General features: G+C 68.3%; 10 protein-coding genes and 1 pseudogene. 7 read left to right on the top strand and 4 right to left on the bottom strand.

Going from position 1 to position 14,369, the window contains the following annotated elements:
- Positions 1-146 precede the first annotated feature (146 nt).
- From ACO1BU_RS20260 to ACO1BU_RS20270, 3 genes are all read right to left on the bottom strand, one after another.
- Entirely contained in the window at positions 147-1,595 is a 1,449-nt protein-coding gene (locus ACO1BU_RS20260) for an ATP-binding protein (RefSeq protein ID WP_424137780.1), read from the bottom strand.
- Between the two features lie 151 nt (positions 1,596-1,746).
- Entirely contained in the window at positions 1,747-2,439 is a 693-nt protein-coding gene (locus ACO1BU_RS20265; protein ID WP_424137781.1) for a response regulator, read from the bottom strand.
- Positions 2,436-3,029 (bottom strand): MarR family winged helix-turn-helix transcriptional regulator, encoded by a 594-nt coding sequence (locus ACO1BU_RS20270; RefSeq protein WP_424137782.1) that lies wholly within the window; start codon positions 3,027-3,029, stop codon positions 2,436-2,438. The genes ACO1BU_RS20265 and ACO1BU_RS20270 overlap by 4 nt, the downstream gene beginning before the upstream one ends.
- A gap of 130 nt (positions 3,030-3,159) precedes the next feature.
- Here ACO1BU_RS20270 and ACO1BU_RS20275 point away from each other — a divergent pair.
- The 6 genes and pseudogenes from ACO1BU_RS20275 to ACO1BU_RS20300 all read left to right on the top strand — a co-directional run bounded on the left by ACO1BU_RS20275 (position 3,160) and on the right by ACO1BU_RS20300 (position 11,856).
- Positions 3,160-4,053 (top strand): annotated as a pseudogene (locus tag ACO1BU_RS20275) (branched-chain amino acid aminotransferase).
- 354 nt (positions 4,054-4,407) lie between these two features.
- Positions 4,408-7,302: a 2-oxoglutarate dehydrogenase E1 component gene (locus ACO1BU_RS20280; RefSeq protein ID WP_424137783.1), complete on the top strand. Its 2,895-nt coding sequence runs from the start codon at positions 4,408-4,410 to the stop codon at positions 7,300-7,302.
- A 24-nt stretch (positions 7,303-7,326) separates the two neighbouring features.
- A complete protein-coding gene (gene odhB, locus ACO1BU_RS20285) occupies positions 7,327-8,571 on the top strand; it encodes a 2-oxoglutarate dehydrogenase complex dihydrolipoyllysine-residue succinyltransferase (RefSeq protein ID WP_424137784.1) in 1,245 nt (414 codons plus the stop codon).
- Positions 8,572-8,769: 198 nt separating this feature from the next.
- Positions 8,770-9,924 (top strand): ABC transporter substrate-binding protein, encoded by a 1,155-nt coding sequence (locus tag ACO1BU_RS20290; RefSeq protein ID WP_424137785.1) that lies wholly within the window; start codon positions 8,770-8,772, stop codon positions 9,922-9,924.
- 19 nt (positions 9,925-9,943) lie between these two features.
- A complete protein-coding gene (locus ACO1BU_RS20295; protein ID WP_424137786.1) occupies positions 9,944-11,071 on the top strand; it encodes a FecCD family ABC transporter permease in 1,128 nt (375 codons plus the stop codon).
- Positions 11,068-11,856 carry an ABC transporter ATP-binding protein gene (locus ACO1BU_RS20300; RefSeq protein ID WP_424137787.1) on the top strand — a complete coding sequence of 263 codons (789 nt, stop codon included), beginning with the start codon at positions 11,068-11,070 and terminating at the stop codon, positions 11,854-11,856. Before ACO1BU_RS20295 ends, ACO1BU_RS20300 begins: the two co-directional genes overlap by 4 nt.
- Positions 11,857-11,862: 6 nt before the next feature.
- Here ACO1BU_RS20300 and ACO1BU_RS20305 read toward each other — a convergent pair whose 3' ends face one another.
- Positions 11,863-12,735, bottom strand: a complete 873-nt coding sequence (locus tag ACO1BU_RS20305; protein WP_424137788.1) for an AraC family transcriptional regulator — start codon at positions 12,733-12,735, stop codon at positions 11,863-11,865.
- Between the two features lie 124 nt (positions 12,736-12,859).
- On the opposite strand from ACO1BU_RS20305, the gene lpdA reads away from it, so the two are divergent.
- Positions 12,860-14,251, top strand: a complete 1,392-nt coding sequence (gene lpdA / locus ACO1BU_RS20310) for a dihydrolipoyl dehydrogenase (RefSeq protein ID WP_424137789.1) — start codon at positions 12,860-12,862, stop codon at positions 14,249-14,251.
- Positions 14,252-14,369: the final 118 nt, after the last annotated feature.

Below are 14,369 nucleotides of genomic sequence, written 5' to 3' on the forward strand. Positions count from 1 at the left end.
GCCACCCATTCAGGCGCGGCGAATCCGGTCAGCTTCTCCTTACAGAAGGGGGCGAGGGCCGTCCCCACAAGGGACCGCACGTCTGGCCTGTGCCAGGAAGGAGCCTCGGCAGGCACCATCCGCCTGCGGCCTTGCGCCGCCCCGGCTCAGATCGGAAGCCGCACCACCGCGCGCAGCCCGCCCATCGGGCTCTCGGCCAGCAGGATCTCGCCTCCATGGGCCCTGGCGATGTCGCGCGCGATCGCCAGCCCCAGGCCCGTGCCGCCAGCCGAGAAGCTCGCGAAGGGCTTGAAGGCGCTCTCCCGCGCCTCGGCCGGGATGCCCGGCCCGTCATCATCGACCAGCACCTCCGCCCAGTCAGGGGCTGGGCGCACGGTCACGGTCACCCGCGCGGCGTGGCGCCGGGCATTATCCAGCAGGTTGCCGAGGCAGCGCCGCAGCGCATCCGCCCGCAGCGGGAAAGTGAGGGAGGGCGGCGCCTCCACCGTCACCGCCCCGCCATCAGGGGCCGGGCGCGAGGCCACCTCCCGCACCAGGGCAACGAGATCCGTCGGCTGCGGCGCCTCCAGCACATCGCCCCGTGCGAAGGCGAGATAAGAGGCGATCATCCGCTCCATCTCCTCCACATCCTGGGTCATGGCCGCGGCATCCTCCTGCGCGTTCTCCGGCAGCATGGCGAGGCCAAGCCGCAGCCGGGTGAGGGGGGTGCGCAGGTCGTGGCTGATCCCGGCGAGCATCTCCGTCCGCTGGGTGACGAAACGCCGGATATTGGCGCGCATCCCATTGAAGGCGGCGGCGGCCTGCCGCACCTCGGAGGCGCCCTCCGGCTTGATTCCGCCCCTGTCGCGGCCCTTGCCGAAATCCTCGGCAACGGCCGCCAGGCGCCGCAGCGCGCGCACCTGGTTCTTCATGAACAGTGCGGCGACGCTGAACAGCAGCAGCGAGGCGCCCACCATCCAGATGACGAAGACGTAGAGTGTACCGGAGAAAAGGCGTTTCCGCGGCGCCTCCACATGCAGCACGCCTTCGGGCAGGCTGACGCGGATGATCACGCTGCGTGGATCGCTCTGCCAGTCCGTGTCGAAGGGCTTCCGCAGCCGGTCCCGCAGCGCGTCATCCAGATCCTCCTCCAGCGGCAGCAGGGGAAGGCTGGCGGGGCGGGCGATGGGTGGCCCCAGCACCGCGCCGGGTTCGAAGGCCAGGGAGAGATCGAAGCGCCAGGAGGCTTCGCGGAAGATCCAGGCCCGGTTGTCCTGCCCCTGATCGGATTGCATGGGATAACGGGAGAGCAACTCGACCACCATCCCGACATCCCCGGCCACGCCCCCCGCCAGCCGGCGGGAGATCACGTCGAGATGCGTACCGTAGAAGATCCGCAAGGCGATGCCCTGGGTCACCACCAGCGGAATCAGCACGATGAGCAGGGAGCGGGCCAGCAGCCCGCGCGGAACCAGGGGGCGAATGGCGGAGGTGAACAGGTTTCGCCAACGGCGCCGGCGGGTCCATGCGGGCGGGGCGGTGATCGTCTTCGCCTCCGGGGTGCTGGCCGGGGCCACGTCCTGTCCAAGCTCCATCGGACCGGTATCCGGTGCCATAGCGGTCCTCCGCGGGTGATCCGGGCGTGCTGCGCCCCTCATGAACGGCCGGTCCAGGCATGCCGGCGCTGCCCCGGCGCTGGCGCCAGTATCGCAGGCCAGGCCGCCGGTTCCCAGGCATCAGGCTGAACCCAGCCTCAGCTGCTCTGCCTCAACTGCCCGGGCGCAGGACATAGCCCTTGTGTCGCACGGTATGGAGGAAACGCGGCTCGCGCGGGTCCGGCTCGATCTTGCGGCGCAGGCGGGTCACGGTCACGTCCACCGCGCGCTCCCCGGCCTCCGGCGTGCCCATGGCGGCAGCGATCTCCTCGCGCGACAGCACCTCGCCCGCGCGCCGGGCCAGCGCAACGAGCAGGGAGGCCTCGCCACCGGTCAGGCGCGTCACGCCTTCGGGCCCGCGCAGCTCCCCACGCTCCGCGTCGAACCAGCGCAGGCCGAGTTGCACCGGGGGCAGGGGGCCTGCCCCGGCCGGGGCCGCGCGCCGGAGAATCGTGCGGATGCGGAGCGCCAGTTCCCGCGGGTCGAAGGGTTTGGCGAGGTAGTCATCCGCCCCGTGCTCGAAGCCTGCGATGCGGTCGTCGGGCGCGCCGGCGGCGGTCAACATGAGAATGGGTACGTCCTGCCCCGAGCGGCGCAGGCTCTCGCTCAGTGCCAGGCCGGTCTCGCCGGGCATCATCACATCCAGCACCATGAGGTCGAAGGCCATCCCCGCCAGGGCCTGCCGGGCGGCAGCGGCATCGGCCGCCACGCTCACGCGGAAACCCTGCTCCGCCAGATAGCGCTGGAGGAGGCTTCGGAGCCGGGCGTCGTCATCGACGACCAGAAGATGCGCGGCCTCGCTCACGGCGTCTTGCCCTTGGCGGGGCCCGTGGACCCGGCGGGCGGTACCGCGCTCACGGATGGCCGGTCGGTCCCGCCCAGCCGTTCCAGCGCCCGACGTGCCTCCGGCCCCATCAGCCCACGCATGACGTGGCGGAATCCCTCCACCGCCACTGGCCCGGCCTCACGATAGGCCCGCGTCACCGTCTCGCGCTGGCGCTCGAAGAGGCGTCGTTCCAGGGCCTCGCCCGCTGGCGTCAGGGAGAGAAGACGCTGGCGGCGGTCGGCACGGCCCGGCGCCTGGGCGACATAGCCCTGCTCCATCAGAGGCGTCAGCACGCGGGAGAGCGACTGCTTGGTGATGGAGAGGATCGAGAGCAGTTCCCCCACTGTCAGCCCGGGGCGCCGCCCGAGGAAGTGCAGGACGCGGTGATGCGCCCGCCCCATTCCTATTTCGGCCAGGATCGCGTCAGGCCCCGCGGTGAAGTCGCGATAGCCGAAGAAGAGAAGATCCTGGGCCAGACGCAGCTCCTCCTCACGCAGGAAGAGCAGGTTCCGCCCGGCGGCCCCGGTTGCGCCGCCCGCGCGCGCCCGTGTGCCCGTCTCTTCCGGCATGGCTGATCTGCTTCCTTGATTGGTCAGCTTTGTTGACTCAATTGTGCCGGCCATTTTAGTTTTCCGCTTGTGTAAGCAATAAAATTGCTAATTCTGGCAAGATCGTAAAATAAAGAGGAAATATGCCATGATGTCGCCTCCCTTCGATGATCGCGACGGCTGGATCTGGCTCGACGGACGATTCGTCCCTTGGCGCGACGCGAAGCTGCATGTCCTGACACATGGGCTGCATTATGCCAGCGGTGTTTTCGAGGGCGAGCGCGCCTATTCCGGCCATATTTTCAAGCTTCGCGAGCACACGGAACGACTCTTCGCCTCCGCCCGCATCCTCGGCTTCGAGATTCCCTGGACCATGGAGGAGATTGACGCCGCCTGCATCGAGACGATGCGGCGCAACAATCTCGAGGAGGCTTATCTCCGCCCGGTTGCCTGGCGCGGTTCCGAGATGCTGGCGGTCGCCGCCCGGCAGACCCGCATCCATGTGGCCATAGCTGCCTGGGCCTGGCCGAATCTTTTCGGCGCGGGCCGGAGGGACGGGATCACCCTGGGCCTGGCGAAGTAGCGGCGCCCGGCGCCCGACACGGCGCCTACCGCCTCCAAGGCAAGCGGCCTCTATATGATCGGCACCCTCTCCAAGCATGCGGCGGAGGAGGAGGGCTTTGACGACGCATTGATGCTGGACTGGAAGGGCGATGTGGCCGAAGCGACCGGCGCCAACATCTTCTTCGTCTTTGACGGCGAGCTGCACACCCCGACCCCGGTCTGCTTCCTGGACGGCATCACCCGCCGAACGGTGATGGGCCTGGCCCAGCGCAGCCAGATCAAGGTGGTGGAGCGCACCATTGCAGCGGCGGAGATCGGCGGAGCCAGCGAGGTCTTTCTGGCCGGCACCGCCGCGGAGGTGACGCCGGTGCGGCGGATCGGAGAGCATCTCTATACGCCCGGCCGCATCACCGAGACCCTGGCGGACGGATATGGGCGCCTTGTGCGGATGAGCCCTGAGGAGGTCCTGCGGGCCACCTGACCCCCTTTCGCCAACCCAGGCAGATCCGGTCGCGTCCTTCGGCAGGGGGGCGCGGCCGGCGTGCCTTTTTAGACCCCGTGAGATTTCTGTGGGAGTTGTGAAGTTCCATCACATCAACCCGCCTTGCGCCGACCAGTCATGCCAGTAAGACGGGTGACAAGGGGCGCTCGAGACGCCAATTGGAACGCCAGCCCCGTGGGAAACTTTCGAGGGCGAACGGAATGACAGCGGAAACAGGTCCGGAAATTGCGTAACGCGCCATTCATCTGCATGACGCCGCCGCCAGCGACGACCTGCCATAGCGCTGCCCCGATCACCCCTTAATCCCAGCCCGACAGCCGAGAAGCGGAAACCATGCCCGGAGTGGACATCCTAGCCAGCGCGATGACGGGGGCGAATGCCACCTTCCTCGCGGACCTCTATGCTCGTTGGGTGCAGGCGCCGGACAGCGTGGATCCCTCCTTCCAGGAGCTCTTCGCGGCGCTGAACGACGATGCCCGCGCCGTGCTCGAGGACGCCACCGGCGCCTCCTGGGCGCCCCGCCCGCGGGGCGGTTTCGCGCCCGAGCCCGAGGCACCCGCGCCGGCCAAGGGCGGCGCCAAGGCTGACAAGGGCGCGGCCGCCCCGGCCAAGGCCGCCGATGCTGGCGTGACGAAGCAGCAGGTGATCGACTCGCTGCGGGCCCTGATGCTCATCCGCGCCTATCGCGTCCGCGGTCATCTTGAGGCCGACCTGGATCCGCTGGGCTTGCAGAAGAAGAAGCCGCATCCGGAGCTGGATCCGAAGACCTACGGATTCTCCGACGCCGATCTCGACCGGCCGATCTTCATCGACAACGTCCTGGGCCGCGAAACGGCTACGCTCCGCGAGATTCTCTCGATCCTGAAGGCCAGCTATTGCGGCCCGATCGGCGTCGAGTTCATGCATATCCAGGATCCCGAGCAGAAGGCCTTCATCCAGCAGCGCGTCGAGGGCGCGCCCTGGGTCCGCGCCTTCGACAAGGACGCCAAGCGCACCATCCTGCAGCAGCTGACCGAGGCCGAGGGCTTCGAGGCCTATTGCGCCCGCAAGTTCGTCGGCACCAAGCGCTTCGGGCTTGAGGGTGGCGAGTCCACCATCCCTGCGCTCCAGGCCGTGATTTCCGAGGCCGCCAAGGGCGGCGTGAACGAGATCGCCATCGGCATGGCGCATCGCGGCCGCCTGTCCACGCTGGTGAACGTGGTGAAGAAGTCCTTCACGCAGGTCTTCGCTGAGTTCAAGGGCGCCGGCCATCCGGAGGATGTCCAGGGCTCCGGTGACGTGAAGTACCATCTCGGCACCTCGACGGATGTGGAGATCGAGGGCCGCATGGTCCATCTCTCCCTCCAGCCCAACCCGTCGCACCTGGAAGCCGTGGACCCGGTGGTGGCCGGCAAGGTGCGCGCCCGCCAGGACATGGCTGGCGACACCAAGGGCCGGAAGTCCGTCATGGGCATCATGCTGCATGGCGACGCGGCCTTCGCCGGCCAGGGCGTGGTCTATGAGACCATGGCGATGAGCCAGCTCATCGGCTACCGCACCGGCGGCACGGTGCATGTGGTGACCAACAACCAGATCGGTTTCACCACCACCCCCGCCCATGCCTATTCCGGCCTCTACTGCACGGACGTCGCCAAGTCCGTTCAGGCGCCGATCTTCCATGTGAATGGCGACGATCCGGAGGCGGTGGTCTTCTGCTCACGCCTCGCCACCGAGTTCCGCATGAAGTTCGGTGTCGATGTCGTGGTGGACATCGTCTGCTACCGCCGCCATGGCCATAACGAGAGCGACGAGCCGGCCTTCACCCAGCCCCTGATGTATGCCCGCATCAAGGAGACGCCGACGACGCGCACCAAATACGCGCAGAAGTTGGCGGCCGAGGGCACGGTGCCGGAGGCCGAGGCCAAGTCCATGCAGGACGCCTTCTTCGCGAAGATGGATGAGGCCTTCCAGGCCAGCCAGACCTTCAAGCCGAACAAGGCTGATTGGCTGGAGGGCCATTGGACCGGGTTGAAGGCCCCGGGCAATGACGAGCCCGAGACCGATACCGAGACCGCGGTGCAGCCGGAGGTGCTAAAGGAAGTGGGCGCCGCCCTCTCCCGCGTGCCCGGGGACTTCAACGCGAATCCGAAGATCCTCCGCCAGCTCGAGGCCAAGAAGCAGGCCATCGAGACGGGCGAGGGCATCGACTGGGCGACCGGCGAGGCGCTGGCCTTCGGCTCCCTGCTGGTGGAGGGCCATCGCGTCCGCCTGTCCGGTGAGGACGTGCAGCGCGGCACCTTCTCGCAGCGCCATGCCTATCTGGTCGATCAGAAGACCCAGGCCGAATACGTGCCGCTGAACAACATCCGGGATGGGCAGAAGCGCCTGGAGGCCTTCAACTCCCTCCTCTCGGAATTCGGCGTCCTCGGCTTCGATTACGGCTACTCCCTGGCTGATCCGAACACGCTGGTGCTCTGGGAAGGCCAGTTCGGCGACTTCGCCAACGGTGCGCAGGTCATCATCGACCAGTTCATCGCCTCGGCGGAGACGAAGTGGCTGCGCATGTCCGGCCTCGTGATGCTGCTGCCGCATGGATATGAGGGGCAGGGGCCGGAGCACTCCTCCGCGCGCCTGGAGCGCTACCTCCAGCTTTGCGCTGAGCGGAACATGCGGGTCGGCAACCTGACCACGCCGGCCAACTACTTCCACGCGCTGCGCCGCCAGCTGAAGGCGAACTACCGCAAGCCGCTGATCCTGATGACGCCGAAGTCGCTGCTGCGGCACAAGCTGGCGGTTTCCCCACTGGCCGATTTCGGCCCGGGCAGCCACTTCCAGACCGTTCTGCCGGAGACGGACGAGCTGGTGGCGCCCGAGAAGGTCCGGCGCGTCGTGCTCTGCACCGGCAAGGTCTATTACGACCTGCTGCAGGAGCGCCGCGACAAGGGTGTCAAGGACGTGGCCATCATCCGCGTGGAGCAGCTCTATCCCTTCCCGCGGATCACCCTGCCCAAGATCCTGGCCCCCTACAGCAAGGCCGAGGTCGTTTGGTGCCAGGAGGAGCCCGAGAACATGGGCGCCTGGAACTTCCTGGACCGCAAGATCGAGGGCGTGCTGACGGAAATCGGCGGAAAGGCCCGCCGTCCGGGCTTTGTGGGCCGTCCCGCAGCCGCAAGTCCCGCGACGGGGCTTGCCAAGGTCCACGCGCAGCAGCAGGAAGCGCTGGTTCGCCAGGCGCTCGGTTTGGGCTGAGCGGGCTGGGCTGAGGAAAGACCGATGACCGAGATCCTGGTGCCCACGCTGGGCGAGAGCGTCACCACCGCGACTGTGGCACGCTGGCTGAAGAAGGCGGGCGAGTCCGTGGCGGCCGACGAGCCGCTGGTTGAGCTGGAGACCGACAAGGTGACGGTGGAGGTGAACGCCCCCGCCGCCGGCACCATCGAGAGCATCGCGGCCGATGAGGGCGCGGAAGTGGAGGTCGGCGGCCTGCTCGGCACGCTGGGCACCGGCGCCGGTGCCCCGGCGGCCAAGCCCGCCGCGCCGGCTGCCGCCCCGGCGGCCGCGGCCCCGGCCGCGCCGAAGGTGGAGGAGCCGCGCCCGGCCACGGGCCCCGTTTCCCGCCCCGGCGGTGCCGAGTCCCACGCCCCGCTTCCCGCGGCGGCGAAGATGATGTCCGAGAAGGGCATTTCGGCCGAGCAGATCGGCCAGGGCAGCGCCAAGGACGGCCGCATCGCCAAGGGTGACGTGCTGGAGTTCCTCTCCCGCCCGGCTCCTGCCGCCGCGCCCGCGCCGGCCGCCAAGTCGGCCCCCCGCACGCCCGAGGGCGGCGAGGAGCGGGTGAAGATGACCCGCCTGCGCCTGACCATCGCGCGCCGGCTGAAGGAGGCGCAGAACACCGCCGCCATGCTGACCACCTTCAACGAGGTGGACATGACGAATGCGATGGCCCTGCGCGCCGAGTACAAGGACGCCTTCGAGAAGAAGCACGGCGTGAAGCTTGGCTTCATGTCCTTCTTCGTGAAGGCCTGCGTGGCCGCCCTGCAGGAGTTCCCGGCCGTCAATGCCGAAATCTCCGGGGACGAGATCATCTACAAGAACTTCGTCCATATGGGCATCGCGGTGGGCGGCCCATCCGGCCTCGTCGTGCCCGTGCTCCGCAACGTGCAGGACATGTCCTTCGCCGATGTCGAGAAGACGATCGGTGACTTCGGCAAGCGCGTCCGCGCTGGCCAGCTGAAGCTGGAGGAGATGGCGGGCGGCAGCTTCACCATCACCAATGGCGGCATCTATGGCTCGCTGATGTCCACCCCGATCCTGAACCCGCCCCAGTCCGGCATCCTTGGGATGCACGCGATCAAGGAGCGGCCGATGGCGGTGGGCGGCAAGATCGAGATCCGCCCGATGATGTACATCGCCCTGTCCTATGACCACCGGATCGTGGACGGGAAGGAGGCGGTGTCCTTCCTCGTGCGCGTGAAGGAGAGCGTTGAGGACGCGCGGCGCCTGCTGCTCGGCCTCTGATCTCACCGATCAGAACATCGAAGCGCGCCGGAGGGGGGACCCTCCGGCGCGCTTCGCGTTTCGGGGGCGTGACGTCCGGCCGGTTTGGCTTGCGCGTGACCGGAAGATGACCGCAAATATCATTGCAAGTCATTCGCATTAAGGCTCCAACGCGGGGACGGAGGGCCAGGCTTGTTCGGACCCGACAGGATGAACCGCATGACCAAGCCCCGCCGCTGGATTGCCCACCTGGCTGCAGCCGCCGTGCTGCCCTTTCTGGCCATGGCCGCGCCGGCCCAGGCCACGCAATATCCGGTCACCCTGACCGACATGGCGGGGCGGGAGGTGACCATCCCCCGTAAGCCCGAACGGATCGTGCTGCAGGACGGCCGGAACATCGCCATCCTCGCGATGCTGGACCGCGAGGACCCCTTCGCCCGCATCGTCACCTGGAACAACATTCCCAGCCGCGCCGACACTTCCACCTGGAACGTCCTGCGGACCGTCTGGCCGAAAGCTGCCTCGGTCCCCGATATGGGCTTCGGCGACAACGGCCAGGTGAATGCCGAGCAGGTCATCGCCTCCCGTCCGCAGCTCGTAATCGCCGAGCGCCGCGCCATGGGCGCGCTGAAGGAGGCGGGGGTGGACCAGCGCCTCGCCCAGCTCAACATCCCGCTCGTCTTCGTGGACACCTATTTCGACCCGCTGCCGAATGCCGTCCGCTCTGTCGAGGTCCTTGGCCAGGCGCTGGATCGTGAGGCCGAGGCCGCCGAATACGCCAGTTTCGCCCGCGAGCACATCGCGCGTGTTGAGAGCGGGGTCGCCGCCGCCGGCACTCGCCCCAATGTCTTCGTGGAGAGCCGGGCTGGCTTTGCCGGACCGGAGCATTGCTGCGCCACCCAGGGCCGCATCGGCTGGGGCGTGCTGGTGGAGGCCGCTGGCGGCCACAATCTCGGCTCCGACCTGGTGCCCGGCATGGGCGGCGATGTCTCCATGGAGACCGTCATCGCCCGCAAGCCGGACATCTATATTATGACTGGCGAGCGTTGGAGCAGCCGCGGTGCGGTTCCTATTCCCTTCGGCCATGGCGCCGACCCGCAGGTGATCTCCGCCGCCCTTGGCCGGCTGGAGACCCGTCCGGGCTTTGACCGGATCGCGGCGGCTCAGAACGGCCGTGTCTTCGGCGTCTGGCACCAGTTCTACAATCACACCTGGAACATCGTGGGACTGGAGGCCATGGCGAAGGCGATCCATCCCGAGCAGTTCGGGGATCTAAACCCGGACGAGACCTTCCGGACCATCATCGCGCGCTTCACCCGTATTCCGGCCACCGAGACCGTTCTTTTCAGCCCCGCGCCCCGCATCGGCGGCTAGTGGACCGGTGGATCAGGGAATGAACACGGCTGAACTGATCAGGCCAGCGCCGCTGCCCGCAGCGGCGCTGGCAGAGGGCGTGCCGGCGGAGGGCACGGCGGTCCGCGATTACCGCCGCTCCGTCGCATGGCGCAGCGTGCTGCTGGCCTTGTTGCTGTTGGCGGGCTTTGCCGCGCTGCTGGCCGATCTCGTGGTCGGTTCCGGCACTCTCACGGTGCGGGAGGTGATCGACGGCCTGCTCTCCCCTTTCACCGTCGATCCGACGGTGCGGGTGGTGCTGTGGGAATTGCGCATGCCCATCACCTTCACAGCGGCACTGGCGGGGATCGGGCTCGCCCTGGCGGGCTCGCTGATGCAGACCGTGCTGAACAATCCGCTCGCGGAGCCCTTCACCCTTGGCATCTCCTCTGCCGCCGGCTTCGGCGCGGCCCTGGCGATGGTTTTCGGCACCTCCGTCCTGGGCGCCGCGGCGGATTGGCTGCCGGCGGAGCTTTTCATCTCGGTCAACGCCTTCGTCTTTGCCCTGGCGACCGTGGTCTTTGTCACCCTTCTTGCCCGGCGCGCGGGCATGGGGGTGGAAACGGTCACGCTGCTCGGCATCGCCGTGCATTTCACCTTCTCCGCCCTGCTGGCCGTTGCGCAGTACATGGCGGACCAGAACCAGCTTCAGTCCCTTGTCTTCTGGCTGCTTGGTTCGCTGCTGAAGGCCACCTGGATGAAGGTGACGATCAACGCGATCATCGTCGCGCTCATCCTTCCGCTTCTCCTCGCCCGGGCCTGGGCGCTGACCGCGCTGCGCGGCTTCGGTGACGGCGCCGTGGTGCTGGGCATCCGGGTGGAGCGCCTGCGCTTCACCATGTTGGTGGCCGCGGCGCTGCTGGCGGCCTCGGCCACCGCCACTATTGGCGTGGTGGGCTTTGTCGGGCTGGTGGCGCCGCATATGGCGCGAATGCTGGTGGGGGAAGACCAGCGTTTCTCCCTGGCCGTCACCGCGGCCTGCGGGCTGCTGGTTCTGACTCTGGCTTCGCTGGTCAGCAAGCTGATCATCCCCGGTGCGGTGCTGCCGATCGGCATGGTCACCTCGCTGCTCGGCCTGCCCTTCTTCCTGGCGCAGATCCTTCACAGCCGGCGGAGGGCTGCGGCATGAGCCTGCTGCGCATCGAGGATCTGCATGTCCGGATCGGCCGGCACGAAGCGGTGCGTGGCGTCTCCTGCATGGTGGGGGCGGGGGAATGCCTGGCCGTGCTCGGCCGCAATGGCGCAGGCAAGACCTCCCTGGTCCGTGGGCTGGCCGGGCTGCTGCCGGCTCGTGGCCGTATCCTGCTGGATGGCAGCGACATCGCCCGGGCCGGCCCCGCTGAGCGCAGTCGGCTGATCGGCTATGTCGCCCAGGGCGTGGCGCAGCTTTCCGCCCAGCTCACCGTCTTCGACCTGCTGCTGCTGGCACAGAATGGCGGCCAGTTCGCCTGGGCCGCACCGCCCGAGAGCCTGCGGCGCGCGCAGGAGATGATCGACCTGCTCGGCCTCCAGCCACTGGCGCGGCGCACCCCCGGCGAGATGTCGGGCGGCCAGCGCCAGATGGTCGCGCTGGCCCTGGCCCTGGTCCGCCGCCCGCGTATCCTGCTGCTGGACGAGCCGACCTCGGCCCTGGACCTCGCCAACCAGCTCCACTTGCTGGAATTGGTGCGGGAGCACACCCGGCTCGCCGGCATGGCGACGGTCATGGTGCTGCACGACCTCAACCTCGCCACCCGCTACGCCGATGCCGTGCTGATGCTGGAAGGCGGCGCGCCCGCCTTCGCCGGCCCGGTGGAGGAAGCGCTGACCCGCGAGCGGCTGGCCAGGATCTACGGGGTGGACTGCCACATCATGGACGTTGAGGGCGGGCACCGCGCCATCTACCCGCTCTCCCGGCTGCAAGGGGCCGCCTGAGGCAGCTCAACGCGGCCGGAGCGGCACCAGGATCTCTGTCAGCCACTCCGAGGGCGGCAGGACACGCGGGTTGTTCAACGACTCGTCCATGGGCGGGAAATCGTCGGGCTCCTCGCCGCTTCCGGGCAGCCAATCCCGGTAGAGCACGTCATAGCCTCGACCCAGCTCCGCATAGGGGCCCTTGAAGCGTAGCGCGGCCACGCGGAGGGCCGGCAACTCCACGATCTGCACCAGCCCTTCGCCCTGAACCCCAGCCGGCACGGTCAGGGTTGCCTCGGAGCGCCAGTCCGCCATCGGCACGCTGTACGGATCGTCGAAATAGCGGCCAAAGAAGCGCGTCTCAGGCCCAACCAGGCCACGTGGCTTGGCCCAGGCCAGCAGCTGGTCGAAGGCTCCGGAAATCCGGCTGTAGTCGCCTCGATGCGAAACCACCGCCAGCCTCAACGGGGGAAGGTCGCGGATGGTCACCTCGTTCATGCTCATGGGGGAGTCCTTCGTTCCGCCACCAGGGTGCCGCAGCACGGCGCCGAGCCCTCCACGGGCCCGGTAGGCCGCGGGCGGAACGCCATGCGCCGCCCGGAAGGCCCGGGTGAAGCTTGCCGCGCCCGAATAGCCGGCCTTCCGTGCCACCTGCTCCACCGGCTCCGCTCCTGTCACCAGCGCGGCGGCGGCGCCGATCAGGCGCATTCGGGTCAGCGTCCCGGCCGGGGTTTCCCCTGCGACCATCCGGTAGATCCGGTGGAAGTGGCAAGGCGAGAAGGCGGCGGCCGAGGCCAGTTCCTCCAGCGAAGGGGGACGGTCGAGGTCGCGGGCCAGCAGGGCCATGCTGCGGGCGATACGGGTGCCGTAATCCAGGCGGGTGGCGGGCTTCAGGGCCATCCGGCCTCCGTGATGCGGCAGGGACAACCCTGCCACGACCCCACTTGATCGCGCTTGCGCACTTCAAGGGAAGCGCTGGGGCTGCTACCTCGCGCACCGAAGATCATTCCAGGAATTGCCGCCCATGCCAGAATCCTTCGACCTCATTGTCATCGGCTCCGGCCCCGGCGGCTATGTCTGCGCCATCCGGGCCGCCCAGCTCGGCATGAAGGTGGCCTGCGTCGAGAAACGCGAGACCCTGGGCGGGACCTGCCTGAATATCGGCTGCATCCCCTCCAAGGCCCTTCTCCAGTCCTCCGAGAATTTTGAGGAGATCGCCCATAAGTTCGCCGATCACGGCATCAATGTGGAGGGCGTGAAGCTCGACCTGGCCCGCATGCAGGCACGCAAGGGCGAGGTGGTCTCGGCCAATGTGAAGGGCGTCGAGTTCCTCTTCCGCAAGAACAAGGTCACCTGGCTCAAGGGCGCCGGCAAGATCACGGCCCCGGGCAAAGTCGAGGTGGCCGGCACGACCTATGAGACGAAGAACATCGTCATCGCCACGGGCAGCGAGAGCGTTCCGCTTCGCGGCGTCGAGGTGGACGAGAAGGTGATCGTCACCTCCACGGGCGCTCTGGAGCTCCCGGCCGTGCCGAAGCACCTCGTTGTCATCGGCGGCGGCGTGATCGGGCTGGAGCTGGGCAGCGTGTGGCGCCGCCTGGGTGCCGAGGTGACGGTGATCGAGTTCCTCGACCGCCTGCTGCCGGGCATGGACAACGAGGTCGCCAAGCAGTTCGAGCGGATCCTCGGCAAGCAGGGCTTCAAGTTCAAGCTGGGCCACAAGGTCACGGGTGCCACCAAGACGGACAAGGGCGTCACCCTCTCCGTCGAGCCCGCTAAGGGTGGCGAGGTCCAGTCAATCGAGGCGGATGTGGTGCTCGTCGCCATTGGCCGCCGCCCCTATGTGGAGGGCCTTGGCCTCGACACCGTGGGCGTGGCGCTGGACGAGCGTGGCCGGGTGAAGACCGACGCCCACTTCGCCACCAATGTGCCGGGCATCTATGCGATCGGCGACGTGATCGCTGGCGCCATGCTCGCCCACAAGGCCGAGGATGAGGGCGTCGCGATCGCCGAGATCCTGGCGGGCCAGCATGGCCATGTGAATTACGGCGCCATCCCCGGCATCGTGTACACTTGGCCCGAAGTTGCCGCCGTTGGCGCGACGGAGGAGGAGCTGAAGGCCGCGGGCACCGCCTATAAGGTCGGCAAGTTCCCCTTCACGGCCAATGGCCGCGCCCGCGCCATGGGCGACACGGACGGTTTTGTGAAGATCCTGGCGGACAAGGCCACCGACCGCGCGCTGGGCGCCCATATCCTGGGCCCAGATGCCGGCCACCTGATCGCCGAGATGGTGACCGCCATCGAGTTCGGCGCCAGTGCCGAGGATGTGGCCCGGATCTGCCATGCCCACCCGACGCTGAGCGAGTCCGTGAAGGAAGCCGCCCTGGCCGTGGATGGCCGTCCGATTCATATCTGATCTGACAGGACCGTGGGGGGGGGGGGGGTGGGGGGGGGGGGGGGGGGGGGGCGGGGGGGGGGGGGGGGGGGGGGGGCGGGGGGGGGGGGGGGTGTGCGCGGCGCGGGCGGGGGGGCGG

Origin of the sequence: Roseomonas chloroacetimidivorans (assembly GCF_049629625.1) — a bacterium.
GTDB lineage: Bacteria > Pseudomonadota > Alphaproteobacteria > Acetobacterales > Acetobacteraceae > Roseomonas > Roseomonas chloroacetimidivorans.